Here is a 15,350-nt window from a genome sequence, read left to right on the forward strand (position 1 = left end):
TACAAAACGGATTTTTCGAAACAAGCCGCTGTTGACGGCAAGGGGCCTTGTGCGTAAATGGCGAAAGCGCGGTTCCCGGGAGGAGCTGGGAAGAGCGAGGCCGGCGGCAGAACCGCAGGCCGGAAAGCACGGAGGAAGCAGTCTGGTGTCGGTTCTCGAACTCGCCAACATCTCAAAACATTTCGGCGCCATCCAGGCTGTCAACGACGTTTCGCTGTCGCTCGAGGCCGGACAGGTGGTCGGGCTGATGGGCGACAACGGCGCCGGCAAGTCGACGCTGGTCAAGATGATCGCCGGCAATTTCCGCCCGAGCCATGGCACGATGCAGATGGACGGCAAGGAGCTGATCCTGCACAAGCCGGTGGAGGCGCGCCAGCACGGCATCGAGATCGTCCACCAGGACCTGGCGCTGTGCAACAATCTGACGGCCGCCGCCAACGTCTATCTCGGTCGCGAGTTGCGCCGCGGCGTCGGGCCGTTTCGCATCCTCGACTATGCCGCGATGTACAAGCGTGCCGGCCAGATCTTTGCCGTGCTGAAATCCGAAACCCGCCCGCGCGATCTGGTCAAGCAGATGTCGGGCGGCCAGCGGCAAGCGGTGGCGATCGCCCGCACCATGCTTTCGCAAGCCAAGATCGTGCTGATGGACGAGCCGACGGCGGCGATCTCGGTCCGGCAGGTAGCCGAGGTGCTGAACCTGATCCGCCATTTGCGCGACCAGGGCATTGCGGTCGTGCTGATCAGTCACCGCATGCCCGATGTCTTTGACGTTGCCGACCGCGTCATCGTCATGCGACGCGGCCGCAAGGTCGCCGACAAGACGATCGCGTCGAGTTCGCCCGAGGAAGTCACCGGGCTCATCACCGGCGCCATCGAACAGGTTTGATGCCAGCCGGTTTCACCACGCAAGCAGATAAAGGTCGACGATGGCAGTAACTCTTGACCAGACGATCGCGCAGAAACAGCACACTTTGCTGACCAGGGTGTTTGCCAGCCAGACCTTCTGGGTGGTGATCGCGGTCATCCTCGCCTGCCTGTTCCTGTCCGTGGCCACCGATTCCTTCGCCACGACGAAGAACCTCTATAACATTACCCGCAACGTCACCTTCGTCGCCATCGTCGCGCTCGGCATGACCTTCGTCATCATCACCGGCGGCATCGACCTGTCGGTCGGCTCGGTGCTTTGCCTGTGTTCGATGGTGCTGGCCGTGACCATGCATGCCGGCTACGGCATCGAGATCGGCATTGCCGCTGCGATCGCGACGGCGCTGATCATCGGCGCCTTCAACGGTGTTTTGATCGCCTATCTCGGCTTTCCGCCCTTCGTGGTGACGCTCGGCATGCTGTCGATAGCCCGCAGCCTGGCCATGGTCGCCTCCAACAACACCGTCGTCTTCCAGTTCGGGCCGGATCACGACAAGCTGCTGGCGCTGGGCGGCGGCGCCTTTGTGTTCGGCATCGCCAATCCGGTGCTCTACACCATCCTTCTGGCGCTGATCACCGGCTTTGTCCTGCGCTGGACGAAATTCGGCCGGCACATCTTCGCCATCGGCGGCAACGAGCATGCGGCGACGCTGACCGGCGTTCCGGTGCGCCAGATCAAGGTCGCGGTCTACATGATCTCGGCGCTGGCGGCGGGCCTTGCCGGCATCATCCAGACCGGCTGGCTGGGCGCCGTCACCACCAATCTCGGTAATGGCATGGAGCTCCAGGTCATCGCCGCCACTGTCATCGGCGGCGCCAACCTGGCCGGCGGCATGGGCACGGCCTTTGGCGCCGTCGTCGGGGCGGCGCTGATCGAAGTGATCCGCAACAGTCTCGGCCTGCTCGGCATCAACGCCTTCTGGCAGGGGGTGTTCATCGGCGGCGCCATTCTGCTGGCCGTCCTGTTCGACCGGCTCCGCAATTTCAGGCGCAACGAATAGGCCGCAGGTCACGAGCGCTATTCGTTTCCCTTGCTATCGCTCAGTCTGAAAATCGGCCGGTACGGCCCATGACGGTCCCCAGGCGTGCGCATGTGCCTTGACGCAGGCCCGGACTGAGCCGCACTATCCCCATTGCAGGCGAAGGGAGGCCAGTCGCCTGCGGGAGGATATACCCATGACGGAAGCGATCAGGCTCTACTGGGGCCGGTTCGGACATGTTTCTGTCCTGAACGTCGCCAGCGACTTCGTCACACATGCCCATGTTGAGGCGCATATCATCATCTGGCTGGAAGGCACGGCCGGCGAGATGACCATCGGCCGCGAGACGGTGCGGCTTGGGCCGGGCACCGCCGCCGGCATCAATTCCTTCCAGCCGCACAGCCACGCTTTGTCCCGCGACGGCCGGCCCGGCCTGTTCCTCGCCTTCTACATCGATCCGGACTGGGCGCGACGGCGCCGCGACCTGCCGTCCGCCGCGCCGCTATTTTCAGCACCGGCGATCGTGCTGGAGCCGTGGCTGCACAAGGCGGCGGCCAACCTTCTCGATCATCTCAGCGACAATGAGAGCATCGACGACATCGCCAATTACGAGATCGAGCGCTTCATCGACAGCGTGCTCGACGCCGCCGACGCCTCGGCGCCGCAAGTGGCACGCGCCCGCGTCCACACCATGCAGGATTTCCGTGTCCGCAAGGCGATCCAGCTGATGAAGGCCAATGTCTGCGAGCGCATCTGCTTCGACGATGTGGCGCGCAGCGTCGGCCTGTCGCGGCCGCATTTCTTCGCGCTGTTCAAGGAACAGACCAATCTGACGCCCAACGTCTACTGGAACACGCTGCGCATGGAGGAAGCAGTGCGGCAGTTGCAATGGTCACAGGAGCCGCTGATCTCGGTCGCCTGCAATCTCGGCTTCACCACGCAGGGCAATTTCTCGCGCTTCTTCCGCGACCATGTCGGCGTTCCGCCGACACTCTATCGCGAGGCGGCGCGGGCCATTTCCTGAACATTTTCAGACTTATTGATAGGCGTTCAAGACGCATTGATAAGCGCCGCCGGGCTCGCCGCCCTACCCTCGCGACACAGATATTTGCAAGGGAACGATCATATGGCGAAAGTCACCATCTCCAGCGTCATCGACGCACCGGTCGAAAAGGTCTGGGCGCGCATTCGCGACTTCAACGGTCTGCCGAGCTGGCACCCGCGGATGGTCGAAAGCCATATCGAGGACGGCAAGGATGCCGGCACGATCGGCTGCGTGCGCAATTTCGAGCTCGCCAGCGGCGCCCGCATCCGCGAAAAACTGCTCGACTTCTCCGACGACAATTTCCTCGTTAGCTACTCCATCCTGGAGACGCCCCAACCGCTCACCAACCACAAGGCGACGCTGCAGCTGCGGCGGGTGACCGATGGCGACCGCACGTATGCCGAATGGACCGCCAGCTTCGACGCTGCTCCCGAGGAAGCCGACAAGCTGGCCGAAGGCATGGGCGCCAACGTCTTCCAGGGCGGTTTCAACGCTTTGAAAAGTCATTTCGCTGGCCAAAGCTGAGCCAAGGGAGCGTTCCATGGCGCTTGCACTGCAGACTTTCTCGACGGTCAAGGACGCCAATGCGGCGCTGAAAGCCGCCGGCACCCGCTATCTCGGCGGCGGCACGCTGGCCGTGCGCGCCGCCAATGAAGGCGATGTCTCGGTCTCCAGTCTTATCAGGTCGACCGAGCCGGCGCTGTCGGCCATCACTGTTTCCGGCGGCAAGGTCCGCATCGGCGCTTCGGTGACCATGGCGGCGATCGCCCGTCACCCGGCCCTCTCTTCCCTTGCCCGCGCCGCGCGCGCCGTCGGCGGCCCGGCGATCCGCAATATGGCGACGGTCGGCGGCAATCTCTTCGCCCCGGCGCCCTATGGCGATTTCACCGTGGCGCTGCTGGCGCTGTACGCAACAGTCAGCATCGATGGCGGCGAGATGCCGATCGAAACCTTCCTGGCAAAGCGCGAAAGCAATCACGCCATCGTCACTTCGGTCGGCTTCAGCTTGTCAGTGGAAGGCGGCTTTCGCTTCCTGAAAGTGTCGCGGATCAAGCCGAAGGGCGTCTCGGTGCTGAGCATCGCCGCCGTGCTGGAACAGGCGCCGGACGGCACCGTGTCTTCGGCGCGGATCGCGCTTGGCTGCATGGCCGACCGTCCGATGCGCGCGACGGCGGCGGAGAAGGCGCTGCTCGGCAGAATACTCACCAGCGACGGCATCGCGCCGGCGCTGGCCGTTGCGAGCGACGGCACCGCGCCGATCACCGATCCGATCGCCAGTGCCTGGTATCGCAACGAAGTCCTGCCGGTCCATCTCGGCCGGCTTTTGCTCGCCTGAAAGTCAATGGCGGGTAAGTCCGCCTGGCTGCGGCGCAAGGAGTAGAAAAGATGGCAAAGGTCCCGGTTCAGTTCACGCTCAACGGCGCGGAGAAGGCCGAATTCATCGACAGCGGCACGACGCTGCTTCATGCGCTGCGCGACAAGATCGGCGACACCTCGCCGAAGGGCGGCTGCCATCAGGGCACATGCGGCGCCTGCTCGGTCATCATCGACGGCGAGCTGCGGCTTTCCTGCCTGACGCTGGCCGAGACCTGCAGCGGCGCCGCCATCACCACGACGTCAGGTCTTTCGGAAGGCGGCGTGCTGCACCCTTTGCAGCGCGCCTTCCTCGACGTCTTCGCCACGCAATGCGGCTTCTGCACGCCGGGCATGATCATGGCCGCCAAGGTGCTGCTCGACCACACGCCGAACCCCAGCCGCGACGAGGTGGTCGAAGCTCTGTCGGGCAATATCTGCCGCTGCACCGGCTACGAGCCGATCATCCAGGCGGTGCTGACCGCCGCGCGGTCCAATTCGCAGAATGCGGCCTGACGGGAGTCAAAAAGATGGAACTCCGCAAGAGCTATTTCGCCGACCAGCGCAAGGACGATCTGCACGAGATCGGCCAACCGCGGCCGCGTTCGGATTCACCCGGTCACGTCACCGGCAAGACCACTTATTTCGCCGACCGCAATTTCCCCGGCATGCTGCATCTGAAGATGGTGCGCAGCCCGCACCATCACGCCCGCATCCGCAGCATCGACACTTCCGAGGCCGAAAAGCATCCGGGCGTGGTGAAAATTCTGACCGCCAAGGACGTGCCGCACAATGTCTACACCATCCTGATCCTGATCCAGATCGGGCCGGAGGACGAGACGGTGCTGGCCGACGGCAAGGTGCGCTGGAAGGGCGAGGCGGTGGTGGCGGTGCTGGCCGAGACCGAGCGTGCCGCGCAGGAGGCGGCGGCCAAGGTCAAGGTCGATTACGAGGTGCTGCCGGCGGTCTTCGACATGGAGGAAGCGCTGAAGCCCGGCGCGCCGATAGTCAACGAATATCACGGCCGGAACTACTATCTCTATGACAGCGGTGAATGCCGCAAGGTGCGCTTCGGCGATGTCGAGGCCGGCTTCGCCAGCGCCGATCACGTGCTCGAACAGACCTACCAATCGTCGCCGATCGAGCATGCGCCGACCGAGACGACCGGCTGCATCGTCGCCCCTGAGGGCAACGATCGCTTCACCTGCTACACCAACACGCAGGCGATGTTCTTCACGCTCGATAATGCCTCGATCATCCTGCAGATGCCCGGCAACAGACTGCATTTCGTCGGCGGTACAGTCGGCGGCGGTTTTGGCGGCAAGGTCGACGTCATTGTCGAGCCGATTGCGATCCTCGGCGCCAAGCTGACCGGGCGTCCGGTCTCCTTCATCTACAGCCGCGCGGAGGAGATGCAGATCTCCTCGCCGCGCGCGGCGGAAAAGGTCGTCATCAAGGACGGCGTCATGAAGGACGGTCGCATCGTCGCCCGCAAGGTCACCGGTTATACCGATGCCGGCGCCTATTCGCGCCACTCGCCCTATGGCGCGCAGAAGGGCGCGGGCCACTATCCCGGCCCCTACACGATCCCGAATGTCTGGATCGACACCTACTGCGTCTACACCAACCGCACCCCCTCCTCCGCCATGCGCGGCTTCGGTGTCACCATCGGCGATTTCGCGCTGGAAGTGCAGATGGACAAGCTTGCCCGGCTGATCGGCATGGACCCGCTCGAATTCCGCTTCATCAACGCCTACCGCGACGGCGACATGAAGGCGCACCGCCAGCCGACCGAAGGCGCGGCTCTGATCGAGTGCATGCAGGAAGCCTCGCGCGCCGCCAACTGGCCGGTGGCGGAGAAGTTCATGGCGATGTCGTCCTACGCGAAGGGAGCTTGAGATGGCGATCAGGCGCGGACGCGGCGTCGCCGCGATCAATTATCCGACCGGCATGAATCTCGGCGGCGACCCGACCCAGGCGCTGGTCCATTCGACGCCGACCGGCAATTTCATGGTGACGCTGTCGAGTGTCGATCTCGGCCAGGGCATGAAGCAGATCATGGCGCAGATCTGCGCCGAGACGATCGGCGTGCCGACCGACCGCGTCGTCGTCGACACCGCCGACACCGACACCGGCCCACACTGCATGGGCACCTTCGCCTCGCGCGGCACGCATCGCGCCGGCAACGCTGTCATCCAAGCGGCGAGGGAAGCCCGCCAGGTGATGCTGGAAGTGGCGGCCGAGGAGCTGGAAGTGAATGCCTCGGACCTCGAGACCGACGGCCAGGGCAACATCCTGGTCAAGGGCGCCCCGCAAAAATCGATCTCGATCTTCGATGTCGCGCTGTCGGCGCATTTCAAGCGCGGCCGCTCGATTTCCGGCCGCGGCATGTTTTTGATCCCGCGCTCATATCCCGAGAAAGAAACCGGCGCGATGAAACCGTCGACCTGCTATGCGCACGCCTGCACCGTGGCCGAGGTCGAGGTCGATGACGAAACCGGCGAGGTCACCGTGCTGACGGTGAAGAATGTCTTCGAGATTGGCCGCGCGCTGAACCCGAAAATGGTCGAGCAGCAGCTCGTCGGCGGCTCGTGGATGGGCATCAGCCACGCACTCTACGAGACGACCGAACCATATTACCCGAACCGCGATCATGGCGGCACCGATTTCAACCAATATCTGATGCCGGGTCCTGGCGATCTTGCGCAAACCGAGATCATCGTGCTGGAACGGCCTTCGGCCGACGGACCCTATGGCGCCAAAGGACCAGGCGAAATGTGCGCCAACCCGCAGATCCCGGCAGTCGCCAATGCCGTCTTCAACGCGGTCGGCGTGCGCATCGACACGCTGCCGATCACGCCGGAGCGCATTCTGCGGGCGCTGAAAGCGCAAGCCGGCGCGCCGAACTGAGTGCTGGAAATGCCCAAGAGAAGCGCCGAGACTGTCGCGACCTCGCCGGAGGCGGTGGCATCCCGCCTCGCCGCCTCGCGCTACCTGGCCGATGAGAGCCTGGCCACCGCCATCTTTCTGGCGATCAGGCTGGGCAAGCCGCTTCTACTCGAAGGCGCGCCCGGCGTCGGCAAGACCGAAGCAGCGAAGGCGATAGCTGAACTGCTCGGGCGCGATCTGGTGCGGCTGCAATGCTATGAAGGCATCGACGCAGCACACGCGCTCTACGAATGGAACTACCAGCGCCAGTTGCTCGCCATCCGCCACGCCGGCGAGCACGAGATCGACATCTATGACGACCGTTTCCTGATCGCGCGGCCGCTGCTGCAGGTGCTGAAGGCGCCGGAAAAGCGCGTGCTGCTGGTCGACGAGATCGACCGTTCGGATCATGAGTTCGAAGCGCTGCTCCTGGAGTTCCTGTCCGATTTCCAGATCAGCATTCCCGAGCGCGGCACTATTCGCACCAAATCGCAGCCGATCGTCATCCTGACCTCGAACCGCACCCGCGAACTGGCCGAGGCGCTGCGGCGCCGCTGCGTCTACCACTGGATTACCTACCCCGACGCCGAGCGCGAGGCCGCCATCATCATGCTGCGCGCCGGTGACGTCGCCGAGGCGACCGCGCGCGCCGTGGCTTCCGCCGTGCGCGACATCCGCGCTCGGCCACTGGCCAAGCCGCCGGGCATCGCCGAAGCGGTCGAATGGGCGAACGCCGCGACGATCCTCGAAAAAGGCGGCAGCCCGTGGCCGGAAGCTTTTCGCCGCGCCATCGGAGTGCTGATCAAGGACGAGGAAGACCTGTCCTACATCGCCCCCGAGCTTGGCCGGATCGTCGAGGAGGCGCTGGCGTGAGCGCCGCGGCCTTACCCCGGGCGGCTGCACCCTTGCTCGGCTTCGGCCGGCTGCTGCGCCGCTATGGCTTCCCTGTGGCGCCCGAGCAGGTGTCAGGCTTCATGCAGGCGGTGACGCTGCTTGGCCCGCGGTCGATGGCCGATATCCACGAAGCGGCCCTTGCCACGCTGGCGCCGCCGCCCGACCGCCGCGACGAATTCGAGGCGCATTTCCACAGCCATTTCTACGGCAACACCGCGGCCGTGGTCGAAGGCGAGGCCGACGAGGAAACCCGCGTCAAAGACGACGGCGGCGCCAGCGATGAAGAGATCGAGGTGGCGCGCCAGGAGAAAGGCGGCGAGCTGTCGTCCGGCGCCGAACAGCTGAGCGCCCGCGACTTCCAGCGTGACGGCGACGGGCTTGCCGCCTTCCGCCGCAAGCTCGCTACCGCCCTGCCCGTCCGTCGCTCCTTCCGCACCGTGCGAACGCACGCGCGCGGCAAGCTCGATATGCGCCGTTCGCTCCGCGAAATCGTCAGTGCCGACGGCGACGTGCCGTCGCCGCTGCTGCGCCGCCGGCAAATGGTGCGGCGCAAGCTTTTGTTGCTGATCGACGTGTCGGGCTCGATGAAGCTCTACACATCGGACTATCTCAAAATGGCGCATGCGGCGGTGCAAGGCGCGGACCGGGCCGAAATTTTCACCTTCGGCACGCGGCTGACCCGCATTACCACAGCGCTGCGCATTCGCGACCGCGACCAGGCGCTGGCCCGGGTGGCCGCGCAGGTCGATGACTGGGACGGCGGCACCCGTATGGGGCCGGCGCTGCTCGCCTTCCTGTCGGTGCCGCGCTTCTCCGCCTTCGCGCGCGGCGCTGCGGTTGTCATCCTGTCGGATGCGCTGGAGCGCGGCGGCCATGCCGAGCTTGAGATGGCGATGCGCCGGCTGAGCGCCCGCGCTTTCCGGCTGTCGCTGGCGACACCGCTGGCCGGCGACCCGCGTTTCCAGCCGGCCACGGCAGCGCTTCGCGCCATGCTGCCGGTGCTCGACGATCTGGTCGATGGTTCTTCGATCTCGGGTCTTAGCGATTTCATCCTGTCGCTCGCCCGCCCCGCTCCGGCGGCCGCAGCAATCTGGAAGAGGGTTTCATGATGAAAAAGGCGATCGACGCGCATTTCCACATCTGGCGCCAAGAAGACCAGCCGTGGCTGCGCGGGCCGATGGTGCCGCGCATCTTCGGCCCTTACGAGCCGATCCGCCGCGACTACCCTATCGAGGAGTTCCTCGCCGATCAGCAAGGCTCTGGCGTCGAGAAGGCGGTCTACGTCCAGACCAACTGGGCGAAGGAGGATTTCGAGACCGAAGTCACCTTCCTGCAGAAGACGGCCAACGAGACCGGCTGGCCGCATGCCATCGTCGGCTATGCCGACATGACGGTGGACGATATCAGGCCCCAGATCGACCGGCTGATCAAGTACCCTCTGCTGCGCGGCGTGCGCATGCAGCTGCACTGGCACGAAACGCCGGCCTTCCGCTTCGCCGCCTCCCCCGATCAGGTCATCGACCCGAAGGTGCGGGCCAACGTAGCGCGACTGAAGGACTACGGCCTGTCGTTCGACCTGCAGCTTTTCCCGGCTCAGATGAAGGACGGGCTGACGCTTGTCGGCGAAAATCCCGAGACCAATTTCATCCTCACCCATGCCGGCATGCTGACCGACATGTCGGAGGAAACCACGCAAGTCTGGAAAGCCGGTCTGCGCACTCTGTCGGCGGCGCCCAATCTCTATGCCAAGCTCTCCGGGCTCGGCACCTTCGTCCACCGCAACGACCCGGCGCTGATCGCCTACATCGTCGACAACGCGATCGACATCCTCGGTAGCGACCATTTGATGTTCGGCTCGAACTTCCCGATCGAGAAACTGTGGACCAGCCACGCCGAGCTGATCAAGGCGCACCGCGACGCGGTGGCGAAGCATGGCGCGGCCGCCGAGGCGGGCATTTTTTGGAACACGGCGGAGCGCGTGTATCGGCCGGTGTGACGCGCTGACCTCCCCTCCCTTGTGGGAGAAGGTGGCCTCGCGAAGCGAGGTCGGATGAGGGGTGCTGGAAGGATCGTTGCATAGAAGATGTAAGCGCTTCAAATCGTTTTATATTTGCGCGCCGCGTTTCTTCCAGCACCCCTCATCCGTCTCGGCGCTACGCGCCGATCCACCTTCTCCCACAAGGGGAGAAGGTCAAGCCCGACCTCAGTTCCGCGGAAAGTGGCCCGAAACCTCGGCGCCCGCCGTCGGCGGCAGCGCCAAGAAGCGGAACGAGGCCGCGAGCCCGATAGCGCCGATCGCCAGGAAGGCGAGGCGGAAGTCAAAGAGGTCGAGCACCGGCCCGCTTCTCGCGATCTGCGACAAGTTGAGCAGCGCCGCGGCGACCGCTACGCCGAACAGCATCGCCACTTGCTGCAGCATGCTGGACAACGTCGCTGCCGAGCTCCGCTGCGGTGAGGCCACATCGGCGAAGGCCAGCGTGTTGAGCGCGGTGAACTGCATCGAACGCGACAGCCCGGCAATCAGCATCAGCGCCACCACCAGCGCTTGCGGGGTCTGCGGCGATATCGCCGCACAGGCCATGATCGACAGCGATGCGATCACCCCGTTGACGACCAGCACCGAACGGAAACCGAAGCGCTTCAGCGTCGGTGTCGTCACCGTCTTCATGCCGAGATTGCCCAGAAAATAGGCCAGGATCAGCATGCCGGCATCGACGGGTCTCAGGCCGAAGCCGACCTGGAACAGCAGCGGCAGCAGGAACGGCGTGGCGTTGATGGCGACCCGGAAAATGGTGCCGGCCGACAGCGTCGAGATGGCGAAAGTCTGTACCTTGAATGCCGTGAGTTCGAGCAGCGGATTTTTTGCGCGCGCCAGATGCCGCACGGCCAGCCAGCCGACCAAGGTGCCGGCGACAAGCAGCGCTACGGTCGGCATGGCGCCGTCTTCCGGATGGGCGATGCGCTCGAGGCCGTAGAGCATTGAGGCGAGCCCGACCGAGGTCAGAAGGAAGCCCGGCCAGTCGAGCGGCCTGGTTTCGGAGTCGCGGTCGCCGGGAATGAAGCGGGCGACTAGCGCTAGTCCCGCTGCGCCGAGCGGAATGTTGATGAAGAAATTCCAGTGCCAGGAGAGATACGTGGTGATAAAGCCGCCAAGCACCGGCCCGATCACCGGCGCGAACAGCGCCGGCCAGGTGATCAGCGCGGTGGCGCTGAGCAGCTCGGACTTCGAGGCGTTGCGCAGCACCAGGATTCGGCCGACCGGCGTCATCAGCGCACTACCCAGGCCCTGCACGGCACGCGCGGCGACGAACTGAGTCAGGTTCTGCGAGATGCCGCAGGCGATCGAGGCCAGCGTGAACAGCGCGATCGCCACAAGGAAGATGCTGCGCGCGCCAAAGCGGTCGGCAAGCCAGCCCGACAGCGGCACGAACACCGCCATGGTCAGCATATAGACGGTGATGCCGATGCTCATCGCCACCGCCGGCACGCCAAAGGATTCTCCCATCTGCGGCAGCGATGTCGAGATGATCGTCGAATCCAGAAGCTGCATGAAGAAGGCGACGGCGACGATCAGCGCCACGCGCCGCGCCTGCCGCGCCGCCGTCGCAGTCTCGGCCAAGGCTTTGTTTTCGGGAATGGCGGTCATGCGCAGAACTGTACGAAAGTTTTTCCCGCGCCACTGGGAACCAGGCAATTGTCCGGCAAATCGATGACGCACCGGTTTGAACAGCATTTGAGCGGCGCCGTCCAGATATGGACCAACAAACTTTCGTGTCGTATCGCGACCTGTTATGCGATGACTGAAACTCGCCATCGAACTTTGACGCTTCGCGATTTCGTTTCGTCTCTTCTGACTAGGAACGCCCTCTTCATCAGGACCAATCTGCGCATGAAGCCCATCTACATCGATTATCTCAACGCCCTCGACATCGAAGCGCTTGACATGACCGATGCCGAAATCATCGAAGCGGTCGAGGCCGGCCTGATGGCGCAGGGCAACGGCCAGACGGTGATCGAGCCGCGCGTCCATCTCGAGCCGGACCCGTCCTTCAACGGCCATTTCAATGTCCTGCGCGGCTACGTCGCGCCGCTCGATGCGGCCGGCGTCAAGATTGTCGGTGACTATGTCGACAATTACCTGCACGGCCTGCCATCAGAATTCGGAATCCTCAACCTCTTCGATCCGCGCACCGGCACGCCGCGCGCCATTCTCGACGCCACTGGGATCACCGACATGCGCACCGGTGCCGTCACTGCCATCGGCGCAAAACATCTGGCGAAAAAAACGTCGAAGATCCTCGGCCATATCGGCGCGCGCGGCACCGCCTACTGGAACGTGCGCCTGCTCGACCACCTTTTCGACTTTGACGAGATCCGCGTGCATTCGCGCCGGCCGGAAAGCCGCGACGGCTTTGCCGCCAAGCTGTCCGCCGATCTCGGCAAGAAGGTCACGGCGGTCACCGACTGGCGCGCTTGCGTCGAGGGCGCCGACATCATCGTCGAGGCCTCGCGGCTGCCGGAACCGCAGCCGCTGCTGATGACCGAATGGATCAGGCCCGGCGCGCTGGTGATGCCCTACGGGACGATGAGCGCGGTGGAGCTGTCGTTGACCGACATCATGCAAAAGATCGTCGTCGACGACTGGGGCCAGTGCAAGGGCGGCAAATTCGGCTCGCTGCGCGCCCATGTCGAGACCGGACGCCTGAGCGAACAGACGCTGCACGCCGAACTTGGCCAGATCGCCGCCGGTCTAAAGCCAGGACGCCAGAGCGACGACGAGACGATCCTGTTCTGGCATCGCGGCCTGTCGCTCTCCGATATCGCGCTGGGCAAGGCGATGCTGGCCAAGGCGCAGGCGCAAGGCATCGGCCAGCGGCTGCGCTTCGCATGAGTGCGCTCGTCCTCACCGGGGCCGGCATTCACGTCGAGGATGTCGCGGCGGTTGCCCGCGACGGACGCAAGGTGGAAGTAGCCCCCGCGGTCATGGAGAGGCTGGACAGGGCGCGAAAAGTGCTCGACCGCGCCGCCGCTTCTGGTCAGCCAATCTATGGGGTCAACACCGGGCTTGGCGCCAATCTCGGCACGTCGGTCAGCGGCGACGCCAGCGCCTTCCAGCGCCAGTTGCTGGACGGCCGCAGCGGCGCCGTGGGTGACGTGCTGCCGCAAGACATCGTGCGCGCGACGATGCTTGCCCGCGTGGCGATGTTTTCGGCCGGCGGTTCGGGCATTTCATCGGAGGTTTTCGTCGCGCTCACCGACGCGCTCAATGCCGGCGTGCATCCGGTGATGCCGTCGCTGGGCTCGATCGGCGACAGCGATCTGGTGCTGATGGCAACGCTCGGCCGCATGCTGATCGGCGATGGCGAAGCCGACTTTCAGGGCCGGCGCATGCCGGCGGCCAAGGGGCTGGCAATGGCGCGCCTCGCCCCCGTCAGCCTCGCCCCCAAGGACGGGCTGTCGCTGATAAGCGCCTCGGCGGTGTCCGCCGGCAGCGGCGCGCTGGCGGTAGTCGACGCACTGTCCGCCTTCGCACAACAACAGCAGGCGGGCGCGCTGACCATGGAAGGCATCGGTGCCAACCAGACGATCCTCGATCCGCGCTTGCAGTCGGCGCGACCGGCCGCCGGCCAGCAGCAGGCGGCAAAAGGCTTGCGCGATCTGCTGGCACGCGACAAGGCGCAGACGCCGACGACTTTGCAGGATCCGTTGTCGATCCGCTGCATGCCGTCGATCCATGGCGCGCTGTTGCAGGCAATCGATCAGGCCAGGCAAGCCGTCGAGATCGAGCTTAACGCCGCCGCCGACAATCCGCTGGTGCTGGGCGACGACGACATGGTGCTGTCGACCGGCAATTTCCACACCCCGTCGCTGTCGCTGGCCTTCGAGACGCTTGGCCTTGCCATCGCTCAATGTGCGGCTGCCTGTGCTGCCCGCTTCATCCAGCTCACCGGCTCAGGCCGCAACGGCCTGCCCAAATATCTGTCGCCGGCCGGCGGCGCTTCGGCCGGCTTCGTGCCGCTGCAAAAGACAGTGAGCGCGATTCTCGCCGCCATCCGCCACAAGGCAAACCCGGTGATGCTCGACTTCCTAGCCGTCTCGGAAGGCGTCGAGGACCATGCGACCCAGGCACCACTGGCCGTCTCGAAATGCGCCGACATGATCGAGCTGTGGCAGCGGCTGATTGCCTTCGAGCTGATAGCGGCCGCACAGGCCGTCGACCTGCGCGATGGGCTGACGCTGGCGCCGGCGACCGCCGCGATTCATGCCGCGGTGCGCGCGCTCGTCCTGCCGCTCAGGGAGGACAGGCCCCAGGGCATCGACGCCGAGGCGCTCTACGCCGCACTCGCTGGTGGAAGCTGGCAGGCCTAGCTAGTTTGCGCCGCCCTGCTCAAGCCGCGCTGTCGACCCTTTTCATGAACAGACCGAGTTGGTCCGGGTCCATATGCACCACATGCTTGTCTTCGGGATAGGCCAGGCTGTTCACGTCGGCGACATATTCGGAAAAGGCGGCAACGCGTTCCGCCTGCAGGCGGTCATATTCGGCGGCAAAATTGCGGTAGACCTTGGAATGGCGGGGCATGTGGCCGCGGTTCTGGCCAAGGATATCGTCGGCGAATAGATATTGCGCATCGCAGCCGGTGCCGGCTCCCATCGACAGCATGATCAGCGAGGTGCGCTCCGAAATCGCCTTGGCCACCTCGACCGGCACCACTTCGATCTCGGCGCCGGCCGCGCCGGCCGCCTCGTACTGCTTGACCGCCTCGAAAATCTGCATGGCGCTGTCGGCGGTCTTGCCGACGGCCTTGAAGCCGCCGGTCCAGGTGGCGCGCGACGGGATCAGTCCGACATGGCCGATCACCGGGATATTGTCATCGGCCAGCCGTTTGACAGTTGCAAAGCCGGCACTGCAATAGACCGCGTCGGCACTCGCCTTGTAGAGCCGGAACGCCCAGCGCACGAAATCGTCAGCTGTGCCGATCTCGTAGAAATTGTCGCCCGGCATGGTGAACAGGCTGGGTGCGGCATCGCGATATTGCGGGTTGAGCACCAGCTCCGGCGGCACCGAGACGATGTCGACCCCGGCTCTTTCGGCGGCCTCGGCCTCGTCCATCGTCAGCACGCGCAGCATGGTCAGTTGCCGCTTGCCCTTTATGGCGCGCAGATCGGCGATCGTGGGTCTTTTACGGCTCATCGATTTGGTCCCCTTTGTTACGTGTACGGCAGGC

At 64.7% G+C, this 15,350-nt stretch carries 15 protein-coding genes; 13 read left to right on the forward strand and 2 right to left on the reverse strand.

Annotated elements, in window-relative coordinates; all coding sequences use genetic code 11:
• Positions 1-145 precede the first annotated feature (145 nt).
• The 11 genes from BQ8482_RS37280 to BQ8482_RS37330 all read left to right on the forward strand — a co-directional run bounded on the left by BQ8482_RS37280 (position 146) and on the right by BQ8482_RS37330 (position 10,120).
• On the forward strand, positions 146-886 hold the full coding sequence (locus tag BQ8482_RS37280; protein WP_123152118.1) for an ATP-binding cassette domain-containing protein: 741 nt from the start codon (positions 146-148) through the stop codon (positions 884-886).
• 40 nt (positions 887-926) lie between these two features.
• A complete protein-coding gene (locus BQ8482_RS37285; protein ID WP_123152045.1) occupies positions 927-1,925 on the forward strand; it encodes an ABC transporter permease in 999 nt (332 codons plus the stop codon).
• Between the two features lie 175 nt (positions 1,926-2,100).
• A complete protein-coding gene (locus BQ8482_RS37290; RefSeq protein WP_123152046.1) occupies positions 2,101-2,928 on the forward strand; it encodes an AraC family transcriptional regulator in 828 nt (275 codons plus the stop codon).
• 102 nt (positions 2,929-3,030) lie between these two features.
• The gene (locus tag BQ8482_RS37295; RefSeq protein ID WP_123152047.1) at positions 3,031-3,474 is read left to right on the forward strand and encodes an SRPBCC family protein; all 444 of its coding nucleotides are present in this window, start codon (positions 3,031-3,033) and stop codon (positions 3,472-3,474) included.
• Positions 3,475-3,490: 16 nt separating this feature from the next.
• A complete protein-coding gene (locus BQ8482_RS37300) occupies positions 3,491-4,285 on the forward strand; it encodes an FAD binding domain-containing protein (protein ID WP_123152048.1) in 795 nt (264 codons plus the stop codon).
• A 50-nt stretch (positions 4,286-4,335) separates the two neighbouring features.
• Positions 4,336-4,818, forward strand: coding sequence for a (2Fe-2S)-binding protein (locus tag BQ8482_RS37305; RefSeq protein ID WP_123152049.1), 483 nt, complete (start codon positions 4,336-4,338; stop codon positions 4,816-4,818).
• A 14-nt stretch (positions 4,819-4,832) separates the two neighbouring features.
• Positions 4,833-6,200: a xanthine dehydrogenase family protein molybdopterin-binding subunit gene (locus BQ8482_RS40235; RefSeq protein ID WP_123152050.1), complete on the forward strand. Its 1,368-nt coding sequence runs from the start codon at positions 4,833-4,835 to the stop codon at positions 6,198-6,200.
• Position 6,201: 1 nt separating this feature from the next.
• On the forward strand, positions 6,202-7,212 hold the full coding sequence (locus tag BQ8482_RS40240; protein ID WP_123152051.1) for a xanthine dehydrogenase family protein molybdopterin-binding subunit: 1,011 nt from the start codon (positions 6,202-6,204) through the stop codon (positions 7,210-7,212).
• Between the two features lie 9 nt (positions 7,213-7,221).
• Positions 7,222-8,103: an AAA family ATPase gene (locus BQ8482_RS37320; RefSeq protein ID WP_123152119.1), complete on the forward strand. Its 882-nt coding sequence runs from the start codon at positions 7,222-7,224 to the stop codon at positions 8,101-8,103.
• Between the two features lie 53 nt (positions 8,104-8,156).
• Positions 8,157-9,233, forward strand: a complete 1,077-nt coding sequence (locus BQ8482_RS37325) for a vWA domain-containing protein (protein WP_208867968.1) — start codon at positions 8,157-8,159, stop codon at positions 9,231-9,233.
• Positions 9,233-10,120 carry an amidohydrolase family protein gene (locus BQ8482_RS37330; protein ID WP_165848867.1) on the forward strand — a complete coding sequence of 296 codons (888 nt, stop codon included), beginning with the start codon at positions 9,233-9,235 and terminating at the stop codon, positions 10,118-10,120. Before BQ8482_RS37325 ends, BQ8482_RS37330 begins: the two co-directional genes overlap by 1 nt.
• A 207-nt stretch (positions 10,121-10,327) precedes the next feature.
• Here BQ8482_RS37330 and BQ8482_RS37335 read toward each other — a convergent pair whose 3' ends face one another.
• A complete protein-coding gene (locus BQ8482_RS37335; protein ID WP_123152054.1) occupies positions 10,328-11,770 on the reverse strand; it encodes a DHA2 family efflux MFS transporter permease subunit in 1,443 nt (480 codons plus the stop codon).
• 243 nt (positions 11,771-12,013) lie between these two features.
• Between BQ8482_RS37335 and BQ8482_RS37340 the strand changes: the two genes are divergently transcribed.
• Both BQ8482_RS37340 and BQ8482_RS37345 read left to right on the forward strand, forming a co-directional pair.
• Positions 12,014-13,015 (forward strand): ornithine cyclodeaminase family protein, encoded by a 1,002-nt coding sequence (locus BQ8482_RS37340; protein ID WP_123152120.1) that lies wholly within the window; start codon positions 12,014-12,016, stop codon positions 13,013-13,015.
• Positions 13,012-14,493: an HAL/PAL/TAL family ammonia-lyase gene (locus BQ8482_RS37345; protein WP_123152055.1), complete on the forward strand. Its 1,482-nt coding sequence runs from the start codon at positions 13,012-13,014 to the stop codon at positions 14,491-14,493. Before BQ8482_RS37340 ends, BQ8482_RS37345 begins: the two co-directional genes overlap by 4 nt.
• Positions 14,494-14,512: 19 nt before the next feature.
• On the opposite strand, the gene BQ8482_RS37350 is transcribed toward BQ8482_RS37345, so the two are convergent.
• The gene (locus BQ8482_RS37350; RefSeq protein ID WP_123152056.1) at positions 14,513-15,316 is read right to left on the reverse strand and encodes a 3-methyl-2-oxobutanoate hydroxymethyltransferase; all 804 of its coding nucleotides are present in this window, start codon (positions 15,314-15,316) and stop codon (positions 14,513-14,515) included.
• Positions 15,317-15,350: the final 34 nt, after the last annotated feature.

This window comes from Mesorhizobium delmotii, from assembly GCF_900149755.1.
Classification (GTDB): Bacteria; Pseudomonadota; Alphaproteobacteria; order Rhizobiales; family Rhizobiaceae; genus Mesorhizobium; species Mesorhizobium delmotii.